21 protein-coding genes are annotated in these 26,471 nt (G+C 71.7%); 9 read left to right on the top strand and 12 right to left on the bottom strand.

The window, feature by feature from the left end; all coding sequences use genetic code 11:
- Nucleotides 1–50 precede the first annotated feature (50 nt).
- The 3 genes from ACFU95_RS32520 to ACFU95_RS32510 are packed head-to-tail and all read right to left on the bottom strand — an operon-like array spanning nt 51 to nt 4,102.
- Nucleotides 51–554: a hypothetical protein gene (locus tag ACFU95_RS32520; protein ID WP_383834935.1), complete on the bottom strand. Its 504-nt coding sequence runs from the start codon at nt 552–554 to the stop codon at nt 51–53.
- A 6-nt stretch (nt 555–560) separates the two neighbouring features.
- Nucleotides 561–3,278, bottom strand: coding sequence for a molybdopterin-dependent oxidoreductase (locus ACFU95_RS32515; RefSeq protein ID WP_383834932.1), 2,718 nt, complete (start codon nt 3,276–3,278; stop codon nt 561–563).
- On the bottom strand, nt 3,275–4,102 hold the full coding sequence (locus ACFU95_RS32510; RefSeq protein ID WP_383834929.1) for an FAD binding domain-containing protein: 828 nt from the start codon (nt 4,100–4,102) through the stop codon (nt 3,275–3,277). Before ACFU95_RS32510 ends, ACFU95_RS32515 begins: the two co-directional genes overlap by 4 nt.
- A 292-nt stretch (nt 4,103–4,394) precedes the next feature.
- Here ACFU95_RS32510 and ACFU95_RS32505 point away from each other — a divergent pair, with 292 nt between their 5' ends.
- A complete protein-coding gene (locus ACFU95_RS32505; RefSeq protein WP_383834926.1) occupies nt 4,395–5,789 on the top strand; it encodes an MFS transporter in 1,395 nt (464 codons plus the stop codon).
- A gap of 58 nt (nt 5,790–5,847) precedes the next feature.
- On the opposite strand, the gene ACFU95_RS32500 is transcribed toward ACFU95_RS32505, so the two are convergent.
- The 4 genes from ACFU95_RS32500 to lnt all read right to left on the bottom strand — a co-directional run bounded on the left by ACFU95_RS32500 (nt 5,848) and on the right by lnt (nt 10,893).
- A complete protein-coding gene (locus ACFU95_RS32500; RefSeq protein WP_383834923.1) occupies nt 5,848–7,794 on the bottom strand; it encodes a helix-turn-helix domain-containing protein in 1,947 nt (648 codons plus the stop codon).
- 76 nt (nt 7,795–7,870) lie between these two features.
- A complete protein-coding gene (locus tag ACFU95_RS32495; RefSeq protein WP_383834920.1) occupies nt 7,871–8,680 on the bottom strand; it encodes a 3-hydroxybutyrate dehydrogenase in 810 nt (269 codons plus the stop codon).
- 54 nt (nt 8,681–8,734) lie between these two features.
- A complete protein-coding gene (locus ACFU95_RS32490; protein WP_383834917.1) occupies nt 8,735–9,214 on the bottom strand; it encodes an NUDIX domain-containing protein in 480 nt (159 codons plus the stop codon).
- 68 nt (nt 9,215–9,282) lie between these two features.
- Nucleotides 9,283–10,893, bottom strand: a complete 1,611-nt coding sequence (lnt, locus tag ACFU95_RS32485) for an apolipoprotein N-acyltransferase (RefSeq protein WP_383834914.1) — start codon at nt 10,891–10,893, stop codon at nt 9,283–9,285.
- Between the two features lie 296 nt (nt 10,894–11,189).
- On the opposite strand from lnt, the gene ACFU95_RS32480 reads away from it, so the two are divergent.
- Nucleotides 11,190–12,257, top strand: coding sequence for an O-antigen ligase family protein (locus ACFU95_RS32480; RefSeq protein WP_383834911.1), 1,068 nt, complete (start codon nt 11,190–11,192; stop codon nt 12,255–12,257).
- A 10-nt stretch (nt 12,258–12,267) separates the two neighbouring features.
- Here ACFU95_RS32480 and ACFU95_RS32475 read toward each other — a convergent pair whose 3' ends face one another.
- Both ACFU95_RS32475 and ACFU95_RS32470 read right to left on the bottom strand, forming a co-directional pair.
- Nucleotides 12,268–12,810 carry a hypothetical protein gene (locus ACFU95_RS32475; RefSeq protein WP_383834908.1) on the bottom strand — a complete coding sequence of 181 codons (543 nt, stop codon included), beginning with the start codon at nt 12,808–12,810 and terminating at the stop codon, nt 12,268–12,270.
- 105 nt (nt 12,811–12,915) lie between these two features.
- The gene (locus tag ACFU95_RS32470; RefSeq protein WP_383834905.1) at nt 12,916–13,701 is read right to left on the bottom strand and encodes a glutamate racemase; all 786 of its coding nucleotides are present in this window, start codon (nt 13,699–13,701) and stop codon (nt 12,916–12,918) included.
- A 57-nt stretch (nt 13,702–13,758) separates the two neighbouring features.
- On the opposite strand from ACFU95_RS32470, the gene ACFU95_RS32465 reads away from it, so the two are divergent.
- A complete protein-coding gene (locus ACFU95_RS32465; protein WP_383834902.1) occupies nt 13,759–14,934 on the top strand; it encodes a glycosyltransferase in 1,176 nt (391 codons plus the stop codon).
- Here the strand turns inward: ACFU95_RS32465 and ACFU95_RS32460 are convergent, their stop codons facing one another.
- Nucleotides 14,935–16,203, bottom strand: a complete 1,269-nt coding sequence (locus tag ACFU95_RS32460) for a TerD family protein (RefSeq protein WP_383834947.1) — start codon at nt 16,201–16,203, stop codon at nt 14,935–14,937.
- A gap of 295 nt (nt 16,204–16,498) precedes the next feature.
- Between ACFU95_RS32460 and ACFU95_RS32455 the strand changes: the two genes are divergently transcribed.
- The 4 genes from ACFU95_RS32455 (at nt 16,499) to ACFU95_RS32440 (ending at nt 21,139) form a co-directional block, all read left to right on the top strand.
- Nucleotides 16,499–16,933, top strand: a complete 435-nt coding sequence (locus ACFU95_RS32455) for a DUF6643 family protein (protein ID WP_383834899.1) — start codon at nt 16,499–16,501, stop codon at nt 16,931–16,933.
- Nucleotides 16,934–16,977: 44 nt separating this feature from the next.
- The gene (locus ACFU95_RS32450; RefSeq protein ID WP_383834896.1) at nt 16,978–17,805 is read left to right on the top strand and encodes an MOSC domain-containing protein; all 828 of its coding nucleotides are present in this window, start codon (nt 16,978–16,980) and stop codon (nt 17,803–17,805) included.
- Nucleotides 17,806–17,983: 178 nt separating this feature from the next.
- Nucleotides 17,984–18,589, top strand: a complete 606-nt coding sequence (locus ACFU95_RS32445; RefSeq protein ID WP_383834893.1) for a hypothetical protein — start codon at nt 17,984–17,986, stop codon at nt 18,587–18,589.
- A 108-nt stretch (nt 18,590–18,697) separates the two neighbouring features.
- Complete coding sequence (locus tag ACFU95_RS32440) at nt 18,698–21,139, top strand: right-handed parallel beta-helix repeat-containing protein (protein ID WP_383834890.1); 2,442 nt, start codon at nt 18,698–18,700, stop codon at nt 21,137–21,139.
- A 66-nt stretch (nt 21,140–21,205) separates the two neighbouring features.
- Here ACFU95_RS32440 and ACFU95_RS32435 read toward each other — a convergent pair whose 3' ends face one another.
- Nucleotides 21,206–23,425, bottom strand: coding sequence for a hypothetical protein (locus ACFU95_RS32435; protein WP_383834886.1), 2,220 nt, complete (start codon nt 23,423–23,425; stop codon nt 21,206–21,208).
- 376 nt (nt 23,426–23,801) lie between these two features.
- Here ACFU95_RS32435 and ACFU95_RS32430 point away from each other — a divergent pair, with 376 nt between their 5' ends.
- Together ACFU95_RS32430 and ACFU95_RS32425 are read left to right on the top strand one after the other, a co-directional pair.
- A complete protein-coding gene (locus ACFU95_RS32430) occupies nt 23,802–24,632 on the top strand; it encodes a DeoR/GlpR family DNA-binding transcription regulator (protein WP_383834883.1) in 831 nt (276 codons plus the stop codon).
- A gap of 106 nt (nt 24,633–24,738) precedes the next feature.
- Complete coding sequence (locus tag ACFU95_RS32425; protein ID WP_383834880.1) at nt 24,739–25,218, top strand: SRPBCC family protein; 480 nt, start codon at nt 24,739–24,741, stop codon at nt 25,216–25,218.
- A 22-nt stretch (nt 25,219–25,240) separates the two neighbouring features.
- On the opposite strand, the gene ACFU95_RS32420 is transcribed toward ACFU95_RS32425, so the two are convergent.
- Nucleotides 25,241–26,443, bottom strand: coding sequence for an erythromycin esterase family protein (locus ACFU95_RS32420; protein ID WP_383834877.1), 1,203 nt, complete (start codon nt 26,441–26,443; stop codon nt 25,241–25,243).
- Between the last annotated feature and the right edge of the window lie 28 nt (nt 26,444–26,471).

The following is a 26,471-nucleotide window of genomic DNA, read 5'->3' as shown; positions in this document are numbered from 1 at the left end:
TCACAGGCCAGCAGAGCACACGAAGGAGGAAGAACGCCCTGGCTACGGGGTCAGCGACTCAGCCGGGCTCCAGGGAACTCACGGGATGTCGCACAGATGGGGCGGAAGAGCTCGGTCCCGCGAAACCCCTCGAACCTGCTCTCCTCCTGGACCATGTGGTGCTGCCAGTCGAGGAAGTCGTCGACCTGGTTGGGGTGGACGCGGTGGGTGACGACCACGGTGACCAGCGGATCCAGTGACTGGGTGCCGCTGCTGACCACTTGCTGGGTCGCCGGACCGTCGAAGTACTTGGCGCCGACGTCGAGATACGTCTGCCGGGTCCCGCTGTTGATCCACGCCTGCAGATGCGCCACCGAGTCGAAGCGGTAGACGACGACCCAGTCGGGTTGCAGCGGTGTCGGCGGGGAGATCTCGGCGCCGAGGAAACCGGGATAGTAGGCGGCCGCGGCATTGAGATCACCCTGCCATGACTCGTACTCCTGCTCCATCTCGGGCAGGACCTTCTGGCCGATGATCGCCGTCGCCGCGGCGGCTACGTTCTTTTCGGTGCTCATCGTGACTCAACCTGTCGACACCGACTGCTCCGCGGGGAGCCGGCCGTAAATGCGTTCCGGAGTCAGCGGCAGGGCACGGTAGCGGACACCCGTGGCGTCATGGACCGCGTTCGCGAGCGCGGGGGCGACCGGGTTGATGCAGCACTCGGCCATCCCCTTCGCCCGCATGGGCCCCACCGAATCCGCCGAGCACACGAGGAGGACCTCGGTACGGGGAATGTCGGCGTAGGCGGGGATGCGGTAGTTCCGGAGGTTCGGGTTGACCACGACGCCGCTGTCGTCGACGTGGAGGTTCTCGGTCAGCGCGAAGCCGATTCCCTGGGCGACACCGCCCTCCACCTGTCCCCGGACCTGCGCCGGGTTGATGACCACCCCGGCGTCCGCCGCGTGCACGCTGTACAGGATCCGTATCTCACCCGTCACCTGGTGCACGGCGACCCGGAACCCCTGCGTGTTGGAGGTGACGCTGCGGGGCGAGCCGTATGCCTTACGTGCGGCGGTGAAGCGGATCCCACGCGTGCGGGCCAGCGAGACGAGTTCGGCGAGCGAGACCCTCCGGTCCCCGCAGACGACACCGTCGTCGTCCATCGTGCACATCACGACGTGGACGCCCGTGTGCGCCGCGGCGAAATGCAGGATGCGGTCGCGCACCGCGTTGGCCGCCCGCAGCACCGCGTTGCCCGCGACGAAGAGGCCGGCGCTCGCGAAGGCGCCGGTGTCGAATCCCGTGCGGTCGGTGTCGGACTGCACCAGCCGGATCCGCGACGGCGTCGTGCCCAGCTGGTGGGCTGCGATCTGGACATGTGCCGTGGAGGTCCCCTCCCCGAACTCGACGGTCCCGACGGCCAGTTCGTAGAGGAGATCGTCGCCCAGCGTGACCCAGGCCTCGGAGAGGTGTTCCGTCGGGGGCGCGGTCTCGTGCAGGGAACTCGCCACGCCGGCTCCGACGAGCCACTCGGGGCCCGGGGGCGGGCGGTCGGCCGTACGGGCCAGGGCGTCGCCCACCAGGTCGAGGCACTCGGCGAGTCCGTCCTCGGTGAAGACCACGTCGTCCGGGCCGTCGTGCAGGGCGACCAGGGGCTCACCCGGCCGCACGATGTTGCGTCGGCGCAGTTCCAGCGGGTCGATGTGCAGGGCGCGGGCCAGTTCGTCCATCGCCGACTCCACGGCGAACGCCGGCTGCGTCATCCCGTACCCCCGCAGCGCGCCGCTCGGCACGGTGTTCGTGTAGACGGACCACGCGTCGTACTTCTTGTGGGGGCAGCGGTAGAGCATGACGGCGGCTCCGCCCGCGTACACCGTCTCGCCGCCGTGGTTGCCGTAGGCGCCCGTGTTCGACACGTTGCGCACCTGCAACGCGGTGAGCGTTCCGTCGGCCTTGGCGCCGAGTTTGACCGTCAAGGTCATCGGATGCCGCGGCGAGGCCGTGGTGAACTCCTCTTCACGGGTGTACTCGAGACATGCGGGCCGCCCGGTGTCCAGGGTGGCGAGCGCGACCAGGTCCTCCGCGATCACCTCCTGCTTGCCGCCGAACCCGCCGCCGACACGCTTGCAGAACACCCTCACCTGGTCCCGGCGCAGCGCGAACAGATACTCCAGTTTTGCCTTCGCGATCGACGGTGACTGCGAACTGGTACGGATGTTCAGACGGCCGTCCTCCATCCAGGCGATCGCACCGTGGGTCTCCAGATGGGCGTGCTGCACCCGCGGTGAGGAGTACGTGCCTTCGTGGATCACGTCGGCCGCGGCGAATCCCGCGTCGACGTCGCCGATGCGCGAGTGGAGTTCGAGCAGGATGTTGTGGACGGGGTCGCGGACGAACGGGTCGTCGGAGCCGTGCAGTTGGGGTGCGCCGTCGGCCATCGCCGCTTCCGGGTCGAACACCGCCGGCAGCACCTCGTACTCGACCGCGAGCCGTCGGCAGCCCTCCTCGGCCGCCCCGACCGTGTCGGCCAGGACCGCGGCGACGCGCTGGCCGGCGAAACGGACCATGTCGTCGAGGATGTAGGTGTCGTCCGGGTCGACGAGGTGGTCGGTGTGGATCGCGGTGGTGAAGCGTCTGCGGGGTACGTCCTCCCAGGTGTAGACCCGGTGCACGCCGGGCACCGCGAGGGCGGCGCTCTTGTCGATCGAGAGGATCCGGGCGTGCGCGTGGGGTGAGTGCAGCACCTTGAGGTGCAGCATGCCGTCGATGCGCGTGTCCATGGTGAACTCGGCGTGCCCCGTCACCACGTCATGGCCCGCGGGCGCGCCGACGCTCGTCCCGACGGCCCTGCCTGGTGCCGCCGTCTCCACCGCGCTGACGCCCTTCACGGCGTCCTCGATCGCCCGGTATCCGGTACAGCGGCAGAGGTTGCCCTTCAACGCCCGTGGCAGATCCGCCTTCTGGTCCTCGCTGAAGGTCGCCGACGTCATGATCATCCCGGCCGTGCAGAAACCGCACTGGAACCCAGGGGCGTCCTCGAACTGCTGCTGCATGGGATGCGGGGCACCCGGCCGTCCGAGGCCCTCGATCGTGGTGACCTGAAGGCCGTCCGCGCGGAACGCGGGGGTGATGCAGCTGTGTACCGGTGCGCCGTCCAGCCACACCGTGCAGGCGCCGCAGTCGCCCGCGTCGCACCCCTTCTTGACTCCGAAGTGGCCGAGTTCGCGCAGGAAGGTGCGCAGGCACTGGCCGGGGACCGGCTCACGGTCGAATTCCTTGCCGTTCACGAGGTAGCTCATGGCGGGCCCGCCTCCATGAGTTCGCGGCGGATCTCTTCGGCGAAGTGCCGTGTCAGATGACGACGGTGGTCAGGGGTTCCGTTGGGGTCGTCGAACCAGACGTCGGCCGGCACGGCGTCGATGCTCTGCCGCAGGGTGCGGCCATCGGGCGGGGAGTCGAAGGCCATGCGGACCGGTCGCGTGGTACCGGCGGTGACGGTGAGCAACAGGCCACTCGCTCCCGGCCGTTGCGTGCCGACGAGGAAGACCGTCGAACGGCCGAGCCGGGTGAGTGTGAAGCGACGGTGCGCGGTGCGTTCGCGCAGTGCGTGCTCCGGGATGGTGACGCGCCGAAGGATCTCGCCAGGGGTGAGCACGTTGCGGTGGTCGCCGGTGACGAAGTCGAGGGCCTCGACGAAACGCACCGAGCCGTCGGGCGCCCACAGTTCGTACCGCGCCTCCAGCGCGACCGTCAACGTGATCATCGGGCCGGCGGGCAAGGACATGCAGATGTTTCCGCCGACGGTCGCCGCGTTCCACACCTTGAACGAGGACAGGAATGCCTCACAGCTCGCCCGGACGAGAGGTCCGACGGTCCAGCCCTTTGGCCACGGGAAGGCGTACAGGTCGCGAATGGTGCAGGTGGCGCCGATCTCCAGGCCCTCGTCCGTCGGGACAAGCGGGTCCCAGGGCAACGCCGTCAGGTCGATCAGCCGCCGCAGGTCCGGCTGCTCGGTGGAGTAGAGCCATGTTCCGCCTGCGAGCCAGGCGTCACCCTCGCGCCAGTCCCCGCCCGGCCGCTCGGAAGGACGCCGGACGACTTCGGAGATGGTGTTGAGGTCCATGAAGACCGACCTACAGGAGAGCGGACCTACCGTTCAGGACGGCTGAGCCGTGAGGAAGCGGTGGGCACTGTCGCTTTCGTCATAGTTTATAGCAGCATGCGAATGACAGCCCGAGGGCGAGCTCACCCCGATCCTCTCCAAGCCGCTGAGCCGCCGCTCTGCGGCAGGCATGGCGGTCCGACGCATAGCGAGGCCCAGAACTATATTGTCCCACCACATGTGCTCCTGACCTGCGTGTTCCTACGGTGGCCCGACACCTACCGTCCCCACCGCACATGAGGAAGTGGCGCACATGGCCTCCGCAGCATCCGCTCCACCGACGCCCGCAAGCCCCGGCAACCTCAAGCGCATCGTCGCCGCCAGCCTCATCGGCACCACCATCGAGTGGTACGACTTCTTCCTCTACGGCTCCGCCGCCGCCCTCGTCTTCAACAAGCTCTTCTTCCCTGACTCCGATCCGCTCGTCGGCACCCTGCTGTCCTTCCTGACGTACGCCGTCGGATTCGCCGCCCGCCCCCTGGGCGCGCTGGTCTTCGGGCACTACGGGGACCGGCTCGGCCGCAAGAAGCTGCTGGTGCTGAGCCTGCTGCTGATGGGCGGGGCGACGTTCGCGATCGGGCTGCTGCCGACGCACGCGACCATCGGGTCCGCGGCGCCCGTGCTGCTGACCGTGCTGCGCCTGGTGCAGGGCTTCGCGCTCGGTGGTGAGTGGGGCGGGGCCGTGCTGCTGGTGTCCGAACACGGGGACGCGCGGCGGCGCGGCTTCTGGGCCTCGTGGCCACAGACCGGCGCACCCGCGGGCCAGTTGCTGGCGACCGGCGTCCTGTCCCTGCTGACGGCCGTGCTGTCGGAAAGCGCCTTCGGCACCTGGGGCTGGCGCATACCCTTCCTGCTCTCCGGTGTCCTGGTGATCGTCGGTTTGTGGATTCGTCTGTCTGTCGATGAATCACCCGTCTTCAAGCAGGCGTTGGCACAGGCGGAGGCACGCAAGGCCACACCCGCGGCCGACGCCGAGAAGCTGCCCCTGGTCTCCGTGCTGCGGCACCACTGGCGTGATGTGCTGGTGGCGATGGGCGCGCGGATGGCGGAGAACATCAGCTACTACGTCATCACCGCGTTCATCCTCGTCTACGCCACCACGTCGGCCGGCTTGTCCAAGCAGACCGCCCTGAACGCCGTGCTCATCGCCTCCGCCGTGCACTTCGCCGTCATTCCGGCCTGGGGCGCGCTGTCGGACCGGATCGGCCGCCGCCCGGTCTACCTGCTGGGCGCCATCGGTGTCGGGCTGTGGATGTTCCCGTTCTTCGCGCTCATCGACACCGGCGGCTTCGGCAAGCTGCTCCTCGCCGTGACCGTGGGTCTGGTGCTGCACGGCGCGATGTACGCACCCCAAGCCGCCTTCTTCTCCGAGATGTTCGCGACCCGGATGCGCTACTCCGGTGCCTCGATCGGCGCCCAGTTCGCCTCGGTCGCGGCGGGCGCGCCCGCACCGCTGATCGCCACCGCGCTGCTGGCCGACTACGGCAGCTCCACCCCGATCGCCCTGTACGTCATCGCAGCGGCCGTCCTGACGGTCATCGCGATCGGCGCGGCCAAGGAGACCCGCCACCGGGACCTCGCCGACATCGAGCCCTCGGCCGACGCGAAGCCTTCGGCGTCCCGGGCGGCGGACGCACACATCGTCTGAACCAACCCGGCGCACCGGTCCCCCGGAACGGCCCCCGTACGCTCCGCGCGTACGGGGGTCAGCGCTGTGCCGGTGCCGACAAGCGGTGCAGCCGCAGCGCCAGCTGGATCTCCAGGGCGCGGGCGGGGCCCTGCCAGTCGTCGCCGAGGAGGCGGCCGACGCGCTCCAGCCGCTGGGCGACCGTGTTCACATGGACGTGCAGTTCGTCCTTGGTGCGGGCCGGGCTCATCCCGCAGGCGAAGTACGCGTCGAGGGTGTGCAGCAGGTCGGTACCGCGCCGTTCGTCGTAGGCGACGACCTGGCCGATCGTACGGTCGACGAAGCCCCGGATGTCCCGGTCCCCGGCCAGCAGCAGCCCCACGAACCCGAAGTCCTCGGCGGCGGCGCCGTCCCCGGAGCGGCCGAGCAGTCGCATGGCGTCGAGGCAGCGCCGGCCTTCCTCGTAGGCGGCGGCCACGGCGTCCGGGCGAGCGGCCAGGTCCTCCACCGGTGCGGAGGCACCGACGGTGACCGCCTCGTGGACGGCCGTGCCGAGGTGGCGGGCAGTGCTCCGGGCCAGGGTGGTGGCCGTGTCTCCCTGGTCGAGCGGCAGGAGCAGGACCGTGCCGCCGTCGCGGGTGGCCGCCAGGCCGTGTCGGGTCGCGGCGAGGTGGGACGCGGCGGACCACAGGCGTCTGCGGGCGGCCGCTTGCTCGTCGGCGTCGGCCGCGGTGACCTCGAGGCGGGCGGCGAGGACGACATGAGTGGCGTCGAGGTCGGCTTCCAGCCGCGCCGCACGCTCGCGCAGCAGGCGCGGATCGCGGTCGCGGGCGTCGAGCAGGTCGTCCAACAGCTCGCCCCGGACGCGTTGTTCGGCCTCTGCGGCGGAGCGCCGGGCGAGCAGCAGGAGGGAGGTGACCATGGCGGCACGCTCCAGAGTCCGCTGGTCGACGGGGTCGAGGCCGGGGTGACCGCGCAGCACCAGCGCACCGAGCAGTTCTCCGCCCGCGGCCACGGCGCCGATCCAGTCGTCGTCGTGCCGTACGGCGTGGCCCTCGACGCGGGAGACCTCCAGGGCCTTGGCCGGTGCGGCGGTGGCCTCGGTGAACTCGACCGTGCCGTCGAGGACTTCGGAGACCGCGGCGGCCACGTCGTGCACTCCTCCGCCGCGCAGCACGAGTTCGGCGAGCCGGTCGTGCACGTCGGAGGCCCGTTCGATGACCCCGCTGCGGTCCTGGATGATCTCGTTGGCCCGCTCCAGGTCGGCGAGGGCCGCGCGGGTCTCGGTGAGCAGGTTCGCGGTGTCGATGGCGGCCGCGGCGAGGGCGGCGAAGGAGCCGAGCAGCGCGATCTGCTCCCGCTCGAAGACCCGGGCACGCCGGTCCGCCGCGAACAGGACCCCGATGACATGGTGTCCCAGCATCAACGGCACCCCGAGGATGGCGACCAGCCCCTCGTCGCGCACCCCCGCGTCGATGCTGAGGGTGTGCTGGAAGCGGTCGTCCTTGAAGTAGTCGTCGGTGACATAGGGGCGGGCGGTCTGCGCGACGAGGCCGCCCAGGCCCTCCCCCATGCCGAGCCGCAGCTGCTGGAAGCGGGCGGCGACCGATCCCTCGGTCACCCGCATATAGGTGTCGCCCCTGGCCGGGTCGTTCAGGCTGAGGTAGGCGATGTCCGTGCCGAGCAGCGACCGGGCGCGCTGCACGATCGCCTGCAGCACGGCATCCAGGTCCCGCAGTCCGGCCAGGTCGTGGGCCGTCTCGAACAGGGCGGACAGCTCGGCCTCGCGCCGGCGCCGCCCTTCCAGCTCGGAGCGCACGCGCAGCGCGAGCAGTTTGGCCTGTTCGAGGGCGACGATCCGCTCGGTGGATCTGCCCTCGGCGCGCGCGAGCAGCACCGGCTGCTCATAGGCGTCGGCGGACGCGCCCCGGGCCAGCAGCTCGAGGAACGGCGTCTCCGCGCTGCTCAGGGACGCTCCGTCAGCGGCTGCGGAGCGCTCGGCGGGGTGCACGTGATCGCGAGACATGCCGACAGGATTGCTCATCGCACCGCCGTCCCGTCAGCCCTGTGGACAACTCGGGATTCCGCCGGCCCCCGGCCGGTCAGTGCGCGGTCCAGCCGCCGTCGAGCACGAGCGACGTGCCGGTCACGAAGGACGCGTGCGGACTGCACAGGTACGCCACGGCCTCGGCGACGTCCTCCGGTTCGATGAGCCGCTTGACCGCGCTGTCCTGCAACAGCACCTCGGACAGCACCCGCTCCTCGGGAATGCCGTGCGCCCGTGCCTGGTCGGCGAGCTGCTTCTCGACCAGTGGGGTGCGCACATAGGCGGGGTTCACACAGTTTGAGGTGACGCCATGGGGTGCGCCCTCCAGTGCGGCGGTCTTGGAGAGTCCCTCCAGACCGTGTTTGGCGGCCACATAGGCCGACTTGAAGGCCGAGGCGCGCAGCCCATGTACGGAGGACACATTCACGATCCGGCCCCAGCCCTGCCCGTACATATGGGGCAGGGCTCCACGGATGAGCCGGAACGGCGCCTCCAGCATCACGGTGAGCACCGTGTGGAAGACGTCGGGCGGGAACTCCTCGATGGGGCGCACCAGTTGCATTCCGGCGTTGTTGACGAGGACGTCGGTGCCGGCGGCCGCGAGTTCGGCTGCGTCCAGGTCGCTCAGGTCGAGGACGTGCGGCTCGACGGCACCCGCGAGCCCCCCGGCCCGCTCGACGAGTTCCTCCAGGCCCGCGGCCTCCCGGTCGACCGCTCTCACCTTGGCCCCCGCGGCCGCGAGCCGTAGCGCGCAGGACCGGCCGATGCCGCCGGCTGCGCCGGTGACAAGGGCCGTGCGGCCGCCTAGGTCGAGCGGGACGGGCAAGGACGAGCCTTGGGCCGGGACAGTGCTGAGCGGGGTCATGGTGCGACCCTAGACAGCACCCTCACCAGGCCACATATGGTCACAACCCATACTTCAGTCCGAGCTCATGGTCTCGAACCACGTGGGTTCATCGCACTGTGCCTGCTTGATCCGGAACAGCTGACTTTCGTCCATCGCGGGCAGAGCATCCACCTCGTACCAGCCCACCTGGAGGGACTCGTCGTCGTTCACGCGGGCCTCGCCGCCCACGGCACGGCAGCGGAAGGTGATGTCCACGAACTGGCACATGTCGCCGTTGGGATAGGTGACCTCACCGCCTGACCTGACCAGGACGACCCGCTCGGCGACACATCGGACGCCCGTCTCCTCGTACACCTCCCGCACGGCGGCGATCGCGGGCTGTTCACCCGGCTCCGGGATGCCGTTGACCACGGTCCACTTGCCGTTGTCCGCGCGCTGCCCCAGCAGGACCCGCCCCTCGTCGTCGAAGACGACGGCGCTGACCCCGGGGAGCCACAGCAGTTGGTGCCCGGCGGAGGCCCGGATCGTACGAATGAAGTCAGGAGTAGCCATGGCCCCGACTCTAACGGGCCGTTGGCGACGCCCCCGGCGACTTCCGGGGGCGTGTGACCGGCGTACGGCTACACGTCACCGGCACGACGTGCCTTCAGCCCGGCGCCGATCGCCCAGCCGAGACCGCCCACGGCGACCAGCAGCAGCGCGATCTCCGGCAGGATGCCGAGCCTCGTGGCGGGCGTCTCGCTGGAGCGCAGTGGCACCTTCTGGACCAGCGAGTCGGCCACGAACATGCCCGTCTTCTGTGTGATCGTCCCGTCCGGCATGATGATCGCGCTGACGCCGCTGGTCACCGGGACGGTGACGGTCCGGCTGTGCTCGACCGCGCGGACGCGGGACATCGCGAGCTGCTGGTAGGTCATCTCGCTGCGGTCGAACGTCGCGTTGTTGCTCGGCACGGAGATCATCTGGGCGCCGTCGGTGACCTCGGAGCGCACGGTCCAGTCGAAGGCGGCCTCGTAGCAGGTGACGAGGCCGACCTTGGCGCCGTCCATGGTGAACACGCCCGGTTCGCTGCCCCGGCTGAAGTCCTGGCGGACCATCGAGGTCCAGTTCTCGTTGATCGCCCCGACGATCGAGCGCAACGGCAGGTACTCGCCGAACGGCTGGATCTGCCGCTTGTCGTAGGTGTCGACGGGCCCCTTGGCCGGGTCCCACAGGATCTGCTCGTTGAGCAGCTTGCCGTCCCGCTCGACGACGCCGCCGACGGAGATGGGGACGCCGATCGCCTTGGCTGCCGTGTCGATGACGGCTCGGGCGTCGGCGTTGGCGAACGGATCGATGTCGGAGGAGTTCTCGGGCCACAGCACGAAGTCGGGCTGGGCGACCTTGCCCGCCTTGACCTCGGCGGCCAGCCGTTCGGTCTCGCGCGCGTGGTAGTCCAGTACGGCTCGCCGCTGGGAGTTGAAGTCCAGTCCGGCGCGCGGCACGTTGCCCTGGATGACCGCGACGGTCGCGCTGCCGTTCTCCGCCTTGTCACTGACCAGCGGCCGTGCGGCCACGGCACCCACCACCGGTACGGCCACGCTCAGCAGGGCCACGGCCGCCGCGGACCGCTGGACGGCCCGGGTGCGCCGCAGCTCGACGGCCAGGCGGACGGCCTCGTACAGACCGAAGCCGCACAGGACGACCGCGAAGCCGAGCACCGGTGTGCCGCCCACCGCCGCGAGCGGCAGGAAGGCACCGTCGGCCTGACCGAAGGCGACCTTGCCCCAGGGGAAGCCGTTGAAAGGCGCACGCGCGCGTGCCGCTTCTCCGGCGACCCACAGCGCCGCCGCCCACACCGGCCAGCCCGGCAGCTTCGACACCGCGGCGACGCCCGCCCCCACCAGCGCGACGAAGACCGCCTCGATCACGACCAGCGCGATCCAGGGGCCGGGGCCGACCTCCACTCCGGTCCACACCAGCAGCGGGAGCAGGAAGCCGAGGCCGAAGAGATACCCGAGGCCGAGGCCCGCCTTCCAGCTGCGGCCGCGCAGCACCCAGCCGAAGACGGCGAAGGCCGGCAGGGCCAGCCACCACAGGGTGCGCGGCGGGAAGCTGACGTAGAGCAGCACTCCGGAGAGCGCCGCGGCGAGGGCCGGAACCAGGCGCGCGAGCCGCGCCGCGCGCGAGGCGGGCGCTGTCTGCGACGGCAGCTGGTCCGACTCGCCCACGGAAGTTGCAGTGACGGTCACTCCGGGAGTGTACGGCGGCTGACCTCGGCACCGACAGCGAGGTCCGGCGGCAGCAGGGCCCCGCGCACCGGTGCCGCGACGGTCGGCTGCCCGGCGTGCACCGAACGAGCGGATGCCGCCGCCAGCCCTGCCCACCCGAGCCAGGCGCATCGTTCCTGCACGACACGTCCACAAATCGCCCATCAGCCGTTACGGTATGCCGGAGCCTCAGTCGCGTCGGCCGGTCAGGTCCGGGCGGCCGGGGCCCGTCACAGGTCGGGGGACCGGGTTCGGGGGGCGGGGTGGATGTCACGGGGATGACGTCTGCGGCAGGTCCGGATGAGGACAGCGACAGACGAAACGTTTCTGATGCGGCCGGCGTAGTGGTGCTGGGGGCCTGCGCCGCCTGGTCGCTGATCACGGCCGCCGTACACGACGGGCGGCCCGAGGGTGTGCTGCTCGCCATCCTCGCGGTGGCGGCCGGTTACGCCGCGGGGCGGATCAGCGGCGCGCTGCTGCCGGTCGCCGCGCCTTGTGCCGGGGCGCTCGCCGGAGTGGCCCTGACGCTGAGCGTTCCGCACCTGTCCCCCGGACCCCAGATCGTCGCGCCGCTCGGGCACGCGGGGGCCACCGCCGCCGTGCTGACCCTCTCGGCGGGCGCCGCGTGCTGCGCCGCGTGGGCCACCGCGGCACCGGCCCCGCGCCTGGGCCTGCGTGCGCTGGCCGCCGGGATCGCGGTGACCGCGGCGGTCCTGGGCTCCACCACCGGCTTCGTGGCCTGTTCCGCCGTCCTGCTGTGCTCGCTCGCCGCGGGCCACGTCCGCCATCGCGGCGTGGGCATCGCGGGACTGGCCCTGGCCGCCGCCTCGCTCACCGGCCTGACCTGGACGGTCGCCGGGAACGCCACGCCCGACGGACTCGCCGCCTGGCTGGAGGCCCAGCTCACGCGACACCGGATCGAGCTCTGGCACGACGCCCTGGCCATGGCGGGCCGGGACCCGGCCCTCGGTGTGGGCCCGGGACGCTTCGGGGAGTTCAGTACGACGGCCACCGAGACGCTGCCGTCCGACGGCAAGCCCCACTCGGCCCCCTTGCAGCAGGCCGCGGAACAGGGAGCCATCGGCGTGCTGCTGCTGGCGGCGGCCTTCTGCTGGATGCTCTTCGCGCTGTGGCGCACCGCGCGCCCCACTCCGGTCGCCCTCACCGCGGGCGCGGCTCTGACGACGCTGGCGGCGATCGCCGCGGTCGGCAACGCGCTCAGCTTCACCGCGGTGTCGGTGGGCGCGGGCCTGCTGGCGGGGCTGGCCACCGCCCGCCCGATGGCCGACGGATCAGCGCGGCGCGAAATCGACGCACGCGCGCGTGGCGATCGGCCGGCCCCATGACACGGGCGATTCAGAGCGCCGTGTCGGGCGTCCGTGTCCGCAGCCGGTCCCTGATGACGCGTACGGCCGCCTCCGCGTCGTCCACGGTGACGGTGAACGTGTGGCCGTCCCACAGCCGCAGCACCAGGCCCTCGCCACGCCGTACGACGACCGCCGTGCCCTTCTCGGGCCGCCAGCGGTAGCCCCAGCCACCCCAGTGGCGCGGCGTGACGTGCGGGACGAAGTCGGCTCCCACGACCTCGGACAGGGGGATACGGCGGCGCGGCACACCGAGGTGACCGCAGCGCACCTCAAGACACTCCTGGTCGACCTTCAGCGCGACATGCACGAACGCCAGCGTGCCGAAGAGGACCAGCAGCCCGGCCGCGATGCAGCCGACGACGGCCATCACGAGCGCGGCGATGCCGTCGGTCCACGGAGCGTCGATGGCGATCTCGATGCCGAGCGCCATGCAGGCCGCGCCGACGAGCGCCAGCAGCCACTGGACCCGGTTGGTCGCCCGCCCGGTCCAGACATCGGGGTGCGGGTTCCTGCCGTGGGGGTGGTCCCTCATGCCTATGAGGTTACTCAGGTTTCGCTGCGCTGGTACCGCGCTGCACAGGGTGACTGCGCCGACCGGGCCATGCCGGACCGAGGTCGTCCGCTGTTGACCGCCGGGTCACCGTGCGGAGCTGATCGCCTCCAGGAGACGGCCTTCCTCGTAGGCGAGGGCGGGCTCGGGGAGCGTGCCCTCGCGGCCGCTCAGCAGCACGGTGATGGTGCCGTTCGCCTCGGCCGAGGGAGCGGGCTGCTCGCCCAGCCGGCGAAGCGCCTGCGCGACGACCGCTCCGGCGGAGCCGTGCAGGACGAGCGGGGGGAAGCCGGGGCGCTGGACGGCGGCGCGGATGCGCTCGGCCACGAGTTCGTAGTGTGTGCAGCCCAGGACGACGGTCGTCACGTCGTCGGGGGTCAGCACCGCGGCCGCGGCGACGGCCGCCTCGATCGCCGTCCGGTCCGCGTGCTCGACCGCCTCGGCCAGGCCGAAGCACGGCACTTCCGTGACGGTCACGCCGTCGGCGAAGTCCTCGATGAGACCTCGCTGATAAGGGCTGCCGGTGGTGGCGGGCGTGGCCCAGATGGCGACGGGGCCACCGCCGGCCGCGGCCGGCTTGATCGCCGGGACCGTGCCGATGACCGGTATGCCGGGCTCCAGGCGGGCTCGCAGGGCGGGCAGGGCGTGCACGGTCGCGGTGTTGCAGCCGATGATCAGTGCGTCGGGCCGGTGCGCGGCGGCGGCGTCGGCGACGGCCACGGCACGCCGCGTGAGGTCCTCGGGAGTCCTCGGGCCCCAGGGCATGCCGTCGGGGTCGAGTGAGAGGACGAGATCTGCGTCAGGTCGCAGTCGCCGTACCGCGGCCGTGGCCGCGAGCAAACCGATTCCGGAGTCCATCAGCGCGATCTTCACCCGGCCACGATAGACGATGGGCCCTTGCCCACCCCTTCGGTGGGGCAGACTGCGCGCGTGAGCGCCATCGCGTGGACCGCCGCCGGATCACTCGCCGCCTGGCTGTGGCTGCTGCTCTGCCAGGGCCTGTTCTGGCGTACGGACGTCAGGCTTCCACAGCGGACGGAACCGGCCGGGTGGCCGTCGGTCTGCGTCGTGGTCCCGGCACGTGACGAGGCCCCGGTACTTCCCGCGAGCCTGCCGTCCCTGCTCGCGCAGGACTATCCGGGGCGCGCGGAGATCTTCCTGATCGACGACGGCAGTTCGGACGGCACCGGTGAGCTGGCGCGGGAGCTCGCGCGACGGCACGGCGGACTGCCGCTGACCGTGGACTCCCCCGGCGAACCACCGGCAGGCTGGACCGGCAAGCTGTGGGCGGTACGCCACGGCATCGGCCTGGCACGCGCGCGTGACCCCGAATACCTGCTCCTGACGGACGCGGACATCGCGCATGCGCCCGACAGCATGCGGGAGCTGGTTGCCGCGGCGCGCACAGGGAGCTTCGACGCCGTCTCTCAGATGGCCCGGCTGCGGGTGGAGAGCCCGTGGGAACGGCTGGTCGTGCCGGCCTTCGTGTACTTCTTCGCGCAGCTGTATCCCTTCCGCCGGATCGGTAGGAAGGGGGCACGTACGGCGGCCGCGGCGGGCGGGTGCGTCCTGCTGCGCGCCGATGCCGCGGCGCGGGCGCGGATCCCGGACGCCATCCGGCACGCCGTCATCGACGACGTGGCGCTCGCGCGGGCCGTCAAGCGCGGCGGCGGCCACATCTGGCTGGGGCTGGCCGAGCGGGTGGACAGCGTGCGCCCGTATCCAGGACTGCGCGACCTGTGGCGGATGGTGTCGCGCAGCGCGTACGCGCAGCTGCGGCACAACCCGGTGCTGCTGGCCGGGACGGTCGCCGGGCTCGCGCTGGTGTATCTGGTGCCGCCGGTGGCCCTGGTCGCGGGGCTGGCCGGTGGGGATCCGGCGGCGGCGCTCGGCGGCGGTCTCGCGTGGCTGGTGATGACGGGGACGTACGTCCCGATGCTCCGCTACTACCGCCAGCCGCTGTGGCTCGCTCCCCTGCTGCCGTTCACCGCGTTCCTCTATCTCCTGATGACGGTCGATTCGGCGGTGCAGCATTACAGGGGACGCGGCGCGGCCTGGAAGGGCCGCACCTATACGCGTCCGGACGCGGTGCCGGACGAGGGCTGACTACTTGCGGCCGGGTGTCCAGTTCATTCCCCACGCGTAGGCGTGGTCGACCGTGCGCTGCGGGCTCACCCCGCGCTCGGGCACCAGATAGCGGGCCTCGCGCTGGACGACCAGATCGCTGCCCGTGTTGGTGATCAGGGCGAGGGCGCAGACCGTCGAGGGGACCGTGCACTCGTCGAGCGAGAAGTCGATCGGCGCGCCGTGCTGCGGCGTGAGCGTGACCGTGGCGTGCAGGTCGGCGAAGGAACGCGCCCCTTGATAGATGGTCACGAAGATCAGGATGCGCCGGAAGGACCGCTGATGGTCGAGGTTGACGGTGAGGTTCTCGCCGCTGGAGACGGCGCCGGTGCGGTCGTCGCCGTCGAGATGGATGTACGGGGGCTGGTGCAGGGCGCCGTAGGCGTTGCCGAGGGACTGGATGACTCCCTTGCTGCCGTCGGTGAGCTCGAACAGTGCGCACAGGTCGAGGTCGAGGTCGTTGTGCGTGGCGACCGGGCGGCCCAGCTTGCTCGCCCAGCCCGAGAACTGCTTGCGCACCTGCCAGTTGAGGTTCACGCGCATCGCGCCCGAGGTGCCGCCCTGCTTGGTCAGTGAGACCGAGGGGGCCGCCTTGGTGAGCGTCACCTTGCTGAGGCTGACCGGCGCCGCCTGGGGCGCGGAGGGGGGAACCGGCGGCATGGCGGGCGGCTGCACGGGCGGGGGCGGGGCCATCGGGGAGGGGGCCGGCGGGGCCGTGGGTGCCGCCTGCTGGGGTTCGTCGACCGTGATGCCGTAATCGATGGCCAGTCCTTCGAGGCCGCTTCCGTAACCCTGCCCGACGGCGCGGAACTTCCAGGCGCCCTGACGGCGGTAGAACTCACCGAGTACGAAAGCGGTTTCCACGGTGGCGCCCGTGCTGTCGAATCGGGCGACGACGGTGCCTTGGGCGGCGTCCTTGACTTCGATATGGAGATCCGGAACCTGGCCGAACGCCCCTCCGTCCGAGGAGGCGGCGAGGATGACGGTCTCGATCGCGGGTTCCACGCGCGCGAGGTCGACGAGCAGGCTGTCGGTCACCAGGCCGCCGCTGTCCCGCTTGCCCTCGTGCCGGACGGCGCCGGAGGAGTGAGCGGGCTGGTTGTAGAAGACGAAGTCCCCGTCGGAACGGACCTTTCCGCCGACCAGCAGCAGCGCCGAGGCGTCCGCGTCGGGCACGCCCGGTCCGGAGCGCCAGCCCAATTCGACCCGCAGTGCCGTCGTCGGCACCGGAACATTAGATCCTTTCGACATTGACATGTCCGCCCCCATCACGGGTCACCGTGCCAGGCATGTCCCGGCAGCTCATCGGGTTCTACAGGGCCAACCTATTCCCCGACAGAGAGAACTCTCATGAGGGGTACTGGAACACCGGCGGTCAACCACCGGTAACCCGCCCGGAACTCGGCATTTACAGGATCGCGGCGTCGATTGGCGTCCCTTTTTGCCAAGTTCGCTCGCATTGGGGATCCGGCGTCACTGCGGACACATAAAACAACCCTCTTATCGGTCTCCCCAACCAGCACATCGTGGGCTTAACGTATGCGCCATGACCTCCCCCCGCTCCACCTATGGCGGCGGCTACTACTCCGCCTCCTTCCCGGACACTCCGATCTACGACTCGCTCGTGGCCGAGCGGGGCACCCCGCAGATCGCCCCGATCCGGGTCCCCGCCGCGTATGACATGCCGGGCAGCAACCTGCCCGCGCTGCCGTCGGCACTGCCCGCCCTCCCGGCGGCCCCGTCCCAGCCCTCCTACGGCTATCCGCAGGCCCAGCAGCCCGCTCCGCTACAGCAGGCGCCCGCGGCGTACATCCCGCAGCAGGCGGCGGCTCCGCGCGGCTATCCGGGTCCGCAGGCGCAACAGCCCCGGCCGGTGGCGCCCGGCGGCATGGGATACGAGGCCATGCGCCCCGCGGCTCCCCGCCCCGCCGCGGCTCCTTACCAGGACCCGTACAACAACCAGCAGTATCGCGGCTACTGACCCCGTCCCCCCGGACTGTCGGTGCCACCTGGCACGATGGCTTCATGGGGCACGCGCAGCTGAAGTCGATTCACGTTCATCCGGTCAAGGCGTTGCGGGGCACTGCGCCCCGGGAGGCCGTCGTGGAGCCCTGGGGGCTGGCCGGAGACCGACGCTGGGCGCTGATCGACGACGGGGGAAAGGTCGTGACACAGCGCCAGCAACCGCGCCTCGCGCTGGCCGCCGCCGAGCTCCTGCCCGGCGGCGGCATCCGGTTGTCCGCGCCCGGCATGGAGCCGCTGGCCGTGCCGGTGCCGACCGCGTCCGCCACCGTGCCGATGCAGATCTTCCGCGACAAGGTCGAAGCGGTCCTCGCCGGGGACGACGCCGCGCATGCCTGGTGCAGTGCCTTCCTCGGCATGGACGCGCGCCTCGTGCACATGGACGACCCCGGCACCCGTCGCCCCGTCGACCCTGAGTACGCACTGCCCGGCGAGACGGTCAGCTTCGCCGACGGCTACCCGCTGCTGGTCACCACCACAGCCTCCCTCGACGCGCTCAACTCCCTCATCGCGCGTGGTGATCACGCGGGCGAGGGCCCGCTGCCCATGAACCGCTTCCGCCCGAACGTGGTCGTCTCGGGCACCTCCGCGTGGGCCGAGGACGACTGGTCCCGCGTCGCGATCGGTGAGGTCACCTTCCGCGTTCCCAAGAAGTGCGGGCGCTGCGTGGTGACCACGACCGACCAGGCCACCGCCGAGCGCGGCCGGGAGCCCCTGCACACCCTGGGCAGGCACCGCCGCCTGGACGGCAAGCTGGTGTTCGGGCAGAACATGGTGCCCCTCTCCCACGGCACGATCCGGGTCGGCGATCCGGTCACGATCCTCGGCTGAGAAACCGTCCTCGCAAACGGCGGCGCGCGGGAACCGGGGGCGGGGGCCCGTGCGTTGGGCATTTCGTGAGAACTTCATGAGAGACCCGGTGGCGGTGATTTCGCTCTCTCTTCGCCGGGCTCACGGGTGAACGGCTCCGCCAGGGGTTATCACGGAGCGGGAAGGGGGGTGACCGACGATGCGGGCTATCCGCGGACTCTGGCGCTGGCGGGACAACCCGCTGCGCCGTACGACCGATCTGGTCGAGGCATGGGTCGCCCTCGCGGCCCTGCTGCTGATCCTCGTCGTCACGCCCTTGGCAGGCTCGCTGGTCGGCGGCCTCGCTCAGGACGCCCTACAAGAGTCCGTGCGTGAACAGCACACGTCCCGGCACGTGGTGACGGCGACCGTGATCCGCGAGCTGGACGGCTCTCCGCTGGACGCCGACCCCGAGGCAGCCACCGGGCGGGACATACGCACGCGGGTCGAGGCCCACTGGACCGCACCGGACGGCACACCGCACCAGGGTTCGGTCATCACGAGCCTCGACACCCCCCAGGCCGGCGACCGGTTCAGGATGTGGACGGACCCACAGGGCAGGACGGTGGCCCGCCCGCTGGACTCCGCGACCGCGGCGACGCACGCCGTACTCGCCGGCTTCGGCGCGGCCCTGCTGGCCGTCGGCCTGATCGAGGGCGGCAGACGGCTGGTGGTGTGGCGCATGGTCCGTCGCCGGTACGAGCGTTGGGACCAAGCCTGGGACAAGGCGGGTCCGGACTGGGGCCGCACCGGCGCCGGCAGCTGACGGCCTTACGGCTCTGGTCAACCCACCGCCCGCGCGCACGCTACGGTGGACCGGCCGAACTCTTCGGCAGCAAACCCGCGTACTACGAGGTGGGGGCACATCAACGCCATGGCACAGGGCACGGTCCAGGTGACGCACACCGGCACCTCGCGGTGGCGGCGCCGCACAGGTGAGTACGCATCGCTCGCCGCCGCCCTGGAGGCCGCGGCCGACGGTGACGTCCTCACCGTCGCCCCCGGCACCTACCGGGAGAACCTCGTCGTCCAGCGGGCGGTGACGCTGCGTGGCCCCGAGGGCTCACCGGGCTCGGTGCGTATCGCGCCGCTCGACGGTGTGCCGCTGACGGTGCGTGCCTCGGCCGTGGTGCAGGACCTGCATGTGGAGGGCCAGGACGCGGCGGCGCCCGCGCTGCTCGTGGAGGAGGGCACCCCGGAGCTGTCGGACGTCCGGATCGTCACGCGGTCTGCGGCCGGGATCGAGGTGCGGGGCGGCGCGCGGCCGACCGTGCGGCGCTGCACCGTCGACAACCCCGCGGGCATCGGCATCGCCGTACTCGACGGCGGGGGCGGGGTGTTCGAGGAGTGCGAGGTCGTCGCCGCCGGCCAGGCGGGCATCGCCGTACGCGGCGGCGCGCACCCGCGCCTGGAGCGCTGCCGGGTCCACCACGCCTCGGGCTCGGGGCTGACGGCGACCGGTGAGAACTCCGCGCTGGAAGCCGTGGGTTGCGAGGTCTACGAGGTCCGGGGCTCCGGCGTCCAGATCACCGGCCGGGCCACCGCCCACCTCACCGACTGCGATGTGCACCGCACCACCGCCGACGGTGTCACGCTCGACACGGACGCCGTGCTCACCCTGGCCGACTGCCGTATCCACGACATCCCGGAGAACGCGGTCGACCTGCGCTCCCGCTCGGTGCTGACCCTGACCCGCACGACGGTGCGTCAGTTCGGACGCAACGGCCTCTCGGTGTGGGATCCGGGCACGCGCGTGGACGCCAACCAGTGCGAGATCTTCGACAGCACGGGTGACTACCCCGCGGTGTGGGTGAGCGACGGCGCCACCGCGGTGCTGGACTCCTGCCGGGTGCACGACGTGCCGGACGCCTTGTTCGTCCTGGACCGCGGTTCGCGCGCGGACGTCGTCGACAGCGACCTGTCCCAGGTGCGCAACACGGCCGTGTCGGTGAGCGACGGCGCCACCGCGCAGCTCGACGACTGCCGGATCCGGGACGCGGCGACGGGCGCCTGGTTCCGGGACCACGGCAGCGGCGGCACCCTCAACAACTGCACCCTGGACGGCAACCAGACGGGCGTGATCGTCACCAAGGGTGCCGACCCCACCATCGAGCGCTGCACGGTCGAGTCCCCGGCGGAAGCCGGGTTCTACGTCTCGGCGGGCGGCCGCGGCACCTTCCTCAACTGCCGGGTGCGGGGCAGCGCCGGGTACGGCTTCCATGTGATCGACGGATGCCGTACGACGCTGAAGAAGTGCCGTACGGAGCGGTGCGCGCGCGGCGGGTACGAGTTCGCGGACGGCGGCCCGGACGCGGCCTCCGGAGTGGGCCCCGACGTCGAGGACTGCACCAGCGACGAGAGCGCGGGCCTCAGGCCGCCGGTCCCCGCACCGGAGCCCGCCGTACAGACGGTGGGCCAGTCCCCCGGGCTTCTCGGCGCGATCCCCGGCCAGCGCAGTACCGAGCAGGAGCCGCTGATCGCCGCCCCGGGGCCCGAGCAGCCGACGCGGACCTCCAAGGCCGTTCTGGGTGAACTGGACGCGCTGGTGGGCCTGGAGAGCGTCAAGCGCGAGGTGCGCGCCCTCACCGACATGATCGAGGTGGGACGGCGCCGCCAGCAGGCGGGCCTCAAGGCCGCGTCGGTCAAGCGCCACCTGGTCTTCACCGGGTCCCCCGGCACCGGCAAGACGACGGTGGCCCGGCTCTACGGCGAGATCCTCGCCTCGCTCGGTGTGCTGGAGAAGGGGCACCTGGTCGAGGTGTCCCGCGTCGACCTGGTCGGCGAGCACATCGGCTCCACCGCGATCCGCACGCAGGAGGCCTTCGACAAGGCACGCGGCGGCGTCCTGTTCATCGACGAGGCGTACGCGCTGTCGCCGGAGGACTCGGGCCGGGACTTCGGCAAGGAGGCCATCGACACGCTGGTGAAGCTGATGGAGGACCACCGGGACGCGGTCGTGGTGATCGTGGCGGGCTACACCGCCGAGATGGAGCGCTTCCTGTCGGTCAACCCCGGTGTGGCGTCCCGTTTCTCGCGGACCATCACCTTCAGCGACTACGGCCCCGACGAGCTGCTGCGGATCGTGGACCAGCAGGCCGAGGAGCACGAGTACCGGCTCGGCCCGGGCGTCGCCGAAGCCCTGCGGAAGTACTTCGCGGAGATCCCCAAGGGCCCGGCGTTCGGCAACGGCCGGACGGCACGCCAGACCTTCGAGGCGATGGTGGAGCGGCATGCGGGCCGGGTCGCCCAGCTCGACGAGCCGAGCACGGACGACCTGACGCTGCTGTATGAGGACGACCTGCCGGAACTGCCCTGAGGCAGCCGGTTCGTTCGGGGGCCGGGGCACGCGAGTGCACCGCGCCCCGGATCCGAGCCGGTGGCGTCAGCTCGGCGCCTCGGCCTCCGGTCGCTGGGCCGGCACCTCCGGCCGAAGTCGCTTCAGCAGCCGCTCCCGCTCCTCGGCGAACGCCGGGTCCGCCTGGTAGTCGCCGTGGCCGAGGATGGGTGCGGGCAACGGGTGCTCGGGGGTACGGCCGTAGGCCAGCGGGTCCTTGAGGGCCTCGCGGTCCACCGTGGGCGTGCAGCTGCCGGGCAGGCGGACCGGGCCGCCGATGGGGTCGGTCGGGCGGTACAGGTTGCGCCAGCAGTCGACGTCGGCGTGCAGGGAGGCGAGGGCGGCCGGGCCGAAGTGGGCCGGGAACCAGCGGCCGTAGAGGCGCTCCAGCGGGGATCCGTAGGTGAGGAGCGCGACCCGTCCGCGGTCGGCGGGGGTCAGCTGCCAGGCCGCCGCGGCCGCGAGCACGCTGCCCTGGGAGTGCCCGGAGATCACAAGGCGCCGGTCGTCCTCGGCGCGGGTCCAGGTGGCCATGCGCCAGGTCAGGTCGGGCACCGCGCGCTCGGCGTAGCAGGGCGGCGCGAAGGGGTGGGCGGCGCGCGGCCAGAAGGTGCCGACGTCCCAGAGGATGCCGATGGTGCGCCGAGCGGAGGCGTCCTTGTAGGCGCGCCTGCCCCAGGTGACGAACAGTATGAAGCCGATGCCGATCAGCCAGGAGCCCAGCGCCTGCGCGGTCTCGGCGGCACCGTGGACGAAGGCGTGACTCCCGTCGGCGGCCTCGCTCGGGGTCTCGTCGGTCGTCAGTGCGCCGACCAGGGCTCCGGCTCCCAGAAGCAGGGTGGCCGTGGAGGTGACGGCGACGAGGAGAGGGGCACGGTCGGTGAGGGTCGCCATCGCGCGCGTGCTCGCGATACGGCGGGTGCGGGCCGTGTCCCGGGGCTCGCCGGCGTAGTCGAGCTCCACCTCGCCCAGCTCGGTGCGGCGCAGCAGCCAGGCCCGCCGTCCCAGCCAGCCGCAGAGCGACAGCAGGAGGACCAGGAGCGGTGGGATCACGGACGCCTGCCAGGTCAGCAGGACCGGCGGACCCGCGAGGGACGCGCCCGTGCCGTCCAGCCAGTCGGCCACCCGCTGGGCGACGCCGCCGGACATCACCCCGCCGAGAGCGCAGGCCAGCATCACCACGGCCGGTCCGCCCAGGCCGCGCATCGCGGCGCGCGGGTCGGGCTGCGTGCGGTGCAGGACGTGGGCGACGACGGCGAGGACGATGACGAGCAGGCCCTGGAGGAAGGCGATCGCGCCGAAGGCGGGGTCGCCGGGGAGGCGGCCGCTCGACTGCCAGCCGGGCCGCTCCCACCCGGCGTACACCAGGGCGAGCACCAGCAGGACGAGGGCGGCCAGCGGCAGGCGTCGTACGAGACGCTCGTCGAGTTCCTGGTCCAGGCGGTTCTCGCTGCGGCCCCGGCGGCAGACCACCCACACCACGACGACGGCGCAGGCGACGAGCGCCGCGTCCAGGAGCCATCCGAGCGTGTCGAGGAGCGCGGGGCCGCCGGGCCCCCGGTCGAAGCGTGCGGCCGCGGAGGCGACCGCCGCGGCCACCGTCAGCAGGCCGGCCGCGGTGTGCGCGGCGCGCAGCCGGGCCACCAGGCGGCGGCCGTACCAGAAGCCGGGGCGCCCCAGGGAGGTGCCGCCGGACTCCTCGTCGGGTTCGGGCTCGCGGGACATCGGCTGCTGGGACTCGTACGCGCTCCAGGTGCGGCGGGAGAGGTACCACAGCAGGCCGGTCAGCGCGGCGGGCACCACCGCGGCGAGCGCGAGCCTGCGGCCGGGGCGGCTCCACCAGCCGCCGTCCGAGACCGTGGGTGACAGGAAGCCCAGCCAGCTGTGCCGGTCGGCGCACGTGCTCATGCCGGCGCACTGCCAGGCCGCGAGGTCCAGGGCTACCTCGCAGGCGGCCGCGACGAGCAGCACCGTCAGGGTCAGCCCGGCGAGCCGGACGAGGAGGCCGTACAGACGCACCGTGCGCCTGCGGTCACGCGTGGTGGGGCGCATCCAGTGGGCGAGGTTGACCACCATGAACGGCAGTAACAGCAGCCACAGGGCGCGTGCGCTGTTTCCCGAGGTGAGATTGCACCAGACGTACGCCTCGGGCACCGGTCTGCCCCGGTAGTCGTCCGGTCTGTGCTCCGCGTCGACGTCATCGGCCCGCCGGAACACGGCGGCCGTGCCGTCGCCGGTGATCCGCACGGTCCGCGGATCGTCGAGCATTTCCTGCGGTGTGGTGCCGCCGACCCCGTGTACCAGGAGTTCCAGGGCGATTCCGGCACCATCGTGTCTGTGCGCACGTTCCACTGTTGGCACTTCCCCCGTGACGAGCCGCTGGCTTCTGTCCGTGCGGGCACAAGGATCTCCCCGGAGAGGGGCCCGTACACCTCTCGTCACGGAATCTCCCCGTTCTGTGTGAAGAACAGAGGAACGGGAGATGGGGAAGTGACATGCGCGCGTCGGGACAGCCAGTGGCGCGACCGGTACGGACCCGTGCGAGGATGGGACGTCCCGCGCACCGGGAGGGGTGAGAATGTCCTCATCAGAGCAGGTGCGCAGGGTGTGGCGGACAGCTTGAGGCGAAAGGACCGGAGCGTACGTGAGTGAGAATCAGAACCTCCTCGCGGAGCAGCGGCGCGCCCTGATCCTGGACGAGGTCCGGCGCCGAGGCGGGGTACGCGTCAACGAGCTGACCCGCAAGCTCGGTGTGTCGGACATGACCGTGCGCCGCGATCTGGACGCGCTCGCCCGGCAGGGCGTGCTGGAGAAGGTGCACGGCGGTGCGGTCCCGGTGGTCGAGGCCAGCACGCACGAGCCGGGCTTCGAGGCCAAGTCGGGTCTGGAGCTGACGGCCAAGGAGGACATCGCGCGGGCGGCGGCCGAGCTGGTCGCGCCGGGCAGCGCGATCGCGCTGTCGGGCGGTACGACGACGTACGCGCTGGCCCACCAGCTGGTCGACGTGCCCGACCTGACGGTGGTCACCAACTCGGTGCGGGTGGCCGACGTCTTCCACGCCGCGCAGCGCACGTCGGGCCCCCGGCAGGGCGCGGCCACGGTCGTACTGACCGGCGGGGTGCGCACGCCGTCCGACTCGCTGGTGGGCCCGGTGGCCGACCAGGCGATCGCGGCGCTCCACTTCGACGTGCTGTTCCTCGGAGTGCACGGCATATCGGTCGAGGCCGGCCTGTCCACGCCGAACCTCGCGGAGGCCGAGACGAACCGGCGGCTGGTGCAGTCCGCGCGCCGGGTCGTGGTGGTCGCCGACCACACCAAGTGGGGTGTGGTGGGGCTGAGTTCGTTCGCGGCGCTGGAGCAGGTCGACACGCTGGTGACCGACGCCGGGCTCGACTCCGGGGCGCGCTCGGAGATCGCCGAGCAGCTGCGGCGCCTGGTGGTGGCGGGCGAGCCCGACGAGGACGCGGACCTCTGACGAGGCGGGCACTTGAAGGTGCACGCGTCTGAGGGTGCAGACATCTGACGGAGCGCCAGCTATGGTGACGCTGCCCGGTGCGGCGTCACCATAGGGGGTTTCGTCCATGGCTCACCTGCTGCGTGAGGTGGGGCTCGACTTCGTCGAGTCCGCGCCGGTACGGCATGTCTTCGCACGGGAGGTGTCCGCTCCCCCGGAGACCGTGTACCGCGCGCTGGCCGAGGACATGCCGGGCTGGACGCAGTGGTTCTCGGCGGTGACGCTGGCCCGCCCGCTCGACGGCGGCACCCGGCGCGAGATCCGGCTCAAGGGCGGTACGCGCTTCGAGGAGACGATCCTCGCGGCGAAGAGCCCCGAGTCGTACGCCTACCGCGTCGACGTCACCAACGCTCCGGGGTCACGGGCCATGGTCGAGGAGTGGCGGCTCGCCCCGGCGGGAACGGGCACGCGGGTGCGGTGGACCTTCGCGGTGGACGGCACGGCCCCCTTCCGGTTCGTCCTCGGCCTCGCCAGGCCCGGTCTGGGCCGGGCGTTCCGGGACGCGGTGACGGCGCTCGACCGGCGGCTGGCGGCCACGGCGCCCTAGCTGTGGGGACTGCCGCAGGCGGCTAACCGAGCGGTAGATCCTTGACGAACACGAGGCCGTCGCTGTCCGCCAGGTGGGCCGGGTTCATCGGGGAGTAGCCGAACCAGGGGGACACGCGGGGCTCGGGCAGCGTGTCGCCGAGGGCGGTGGCCAGCAGCCGGGTGTCGATGAGGCGGCGGTCCTCGGGGAGGCCGTACAGGAGCCCTTCCAGGGTGTCGGGCGGCGGCGTGTCCACGCCCTGCTGCCGCATCGTGCCGAGGGCCGTGGCGACGAAGGCGTACGCGTCACCGAGCCGGGTGCTCACCAGCGCGCCGGCGCTCCACCACGCCACCGGCATCGCGCCCATCCGCATCGTGCTCTTCTGCCGTTGGAGGTGGCCGTTGTGGGCGTGCGCCAGTGCCGGGCCGCGGGCGGCGAGGGCGAGGAGGTTGTCGGCCATCATCTGGTCCCGCACCCCCACCAGCCAGGTCATACGGGCCGGTGAGGTGTCGGCCATCCAGTGGTGGTAGCGCAGCAGACCGGTCGCGGTGCGCCCGTACAGGCTCGCCCGCTCCCAGTCCTCGCGCGAGGTCGCCGTGATCAGGTGCGGTGTCTGCGCGTCGAACAGTGCCACCAGATCATCGGCGAGCAGCCGCAGCCGAGCGGCCTCGGCCGACCGGCCCACGGACCGGGCCGGGTCCGTCATCGCGGCCGGATCGGTCCACCGGTCATCGGCGCCGAGGAGGCGGTCGAGCGTGTCCCCGGTGCAGGGGAGCAGGGCCGCGTCCACCCAGGTCGAGAGGTAGCCGTGGAGTGCGGTGAGGGCCTGCCGGGGGCTCGCGGCGCCGGTGATCTCCAGCGGGCCGTCGAAACCGGCGAAGCGCAGCCGCTCGGACGCGGGCCGGCCCTCGTTGTGGGCGCGCATCCAGCCCACGAGCTCACGGTTGGCCGCCGAGGCGCCCCAGCCGTGGCTGAATCCCCGCTGCATGACGTCGTCGAGGGTGCCCGTGCCCGTGGTGACGTAGTCGTCCACGACCAGGCCCATCATGCAGTCGCTCTCGATCGAGATCGTCCGGTATCCCTCTTCCTCCACGAGCTGCCGGAAGAGCTCGTTGCGCAGGTCGAGCAGAGTGTCCTCGCCGTGTGTGGGCTCCCCCAGGGCGAGCAGCCGGGGCCGGGCCGGGAGCAGCCCCATGACGGTGGCAGCCTCGACGGCATGGGCGGTGTGCTTGATGTCGGTAGCCATGCCTTAAACGGTATCGTTGAACCTTCGG

Origin of the sequence: Streptomyces sp. NPDC057623 (genome assembly GCF_042800355.1) — a bacterium.
Taxonomy (GTDB): Bacteria; Actinomycetota; Actinomycetes; order Streptomycetales; family Streptomycetaceae; genus Streptomyces.
The sequence above is the reverse complement of the archived record's forward strand: the minus strand, read 5'-3'. Positions and strand labels throughout refer to the sequence as shown.

What these genes read in the sequence shown, in the direction of transcription:
- ACFU95_RS32500 (WP_383834923.1), bottom strand. Translation starts at nt 7,794, where the DNA reads ATGTCTCGCGATCACGTGCACCCCGCCGAGCGCTCCGCAGCCGCTGAC.
- ACFU95_RS32420 (WP_383834877.1), bottom strand. Translation starts at nt 26,443, where the DNA reads ATGGCTACCGACATCAAGCACACCGCCCATGCCGTCGAGGCTGCCACC.
- ACFU95_RS32510 (WP_383834929.1), bottom strand. Translation starts at nt 4,102, where the DNA reads ATGGACCTCAACACCATCTCCGAAGTCGTCCGGCGTCCTTCCGAGCGG.
- ACFU95_RS32455 (WP_383834899.1), top strand. Translation starts at nt 16,499, where the DNA reads ATGACCTCCCCCCGCTCCACCTATGGCGGCGGCTACTACTCCGCCTCC.
- ACFU95_RS32475 (WP_383834908.1), bottom strand. Translation starts at nt 12,810, where the DNA reads ATGAGGGACCACCCCCACGGCAGGAACCCGCACCCCGATGTCTGGACC.
- ACFU95_RS32505 (WP_383834926.1), top strand. Translation starts at nt 4,395, where the DNA reads ATGGCCTCCGCAGCATCCGCTCCACCGACGCCCGCAAGCCCCGGCAAC.
- ACFU95_RS32515 (WP_383834932.1), bottom strand. Translation starts at nt 3,278, where the DNA reads ATGAGCTACCTCGTGAACGGCAAGGAATTCGACCGTGAGCCGGTCCCC.
- ACFU95_RS32435 (WP_383834886.1), bottom strand. Translation starts at nt 23,425, where the DNA reads ATGCTCGACGATCCGCGGACCGTGCGGATCACCGGCGACGGCACGGCC.
- ACFU95_RS32440 (WP_383834890.1), top strand. Translation starts at nt 18,698, where the DNA reads ATGGCACAGGGCACGGTCCAGGTGACGCACACCGGCACCTCGCGGTGG.
- ACFU95_RS32450 (WP_383834896.1), top strand. Translation starts at nt 16,978, where the DNA reads ATGGGGCACGCGCAGCTGAAGTCGATTCACGTTCATCCGGTCAAGGCG.
- ACFU95_RS32490 (WP_383834917.1), bottom strand. Translation starts at nt 9,214, where the DNA reads ATGGCTACTCCTGACTTCATTCGTACGATCCGGGCCTCCGCCGGGCAC.
- ACFU95_RS32520 (WP_383834935.1), bottom strand. Translation starts at nt 554, where the DNA reads ATGAGCACCGAAAAGAACGTAGCCGCCGCGGCGACGGCGATCATCGGC.
- ACFU95_RS32495 (WP_383834920.1), bottom strand. Translation starts at nt 8,680, where the DNA reads ATGACCCCGCTCAGCACTGTCCCGGCCCAAGGCTCGTCCTTGCCCGTC.
- ACFU95_RS32425 (WP_383834880.1), top strand. Translation starts at nt 24,739, where the DNA reads ATGGCTCACCTGCTGCGTGAGGTGGGGCTCGACTTCGTCGAGTCCGCG.
- ACFU95_RS32480 (WP_383834911.1), top strand. Translation starts at nt 11,190, where the DNA reads ATGACGTCTGCGGCAGGTCCGGATGAGGACAGCGACAGACGAAACGTT.
- ACFU95_RS32445 (WP_383834893.1), top strand. Translation starts at nt 17,984, where the DNA reads ATGCGGGCTATCCGCGGACTCTGGCGCTGGCGGGACAACCCGCTGCGC.
- ACFU95_RS32460 (WP_383834947.1), bottom strand. Translation starts at nt 16,203, where the DNA reads ATGTCGAAAGGATCTAATGTTCCGGTGCCGACGACGGCACTGCGGGTC.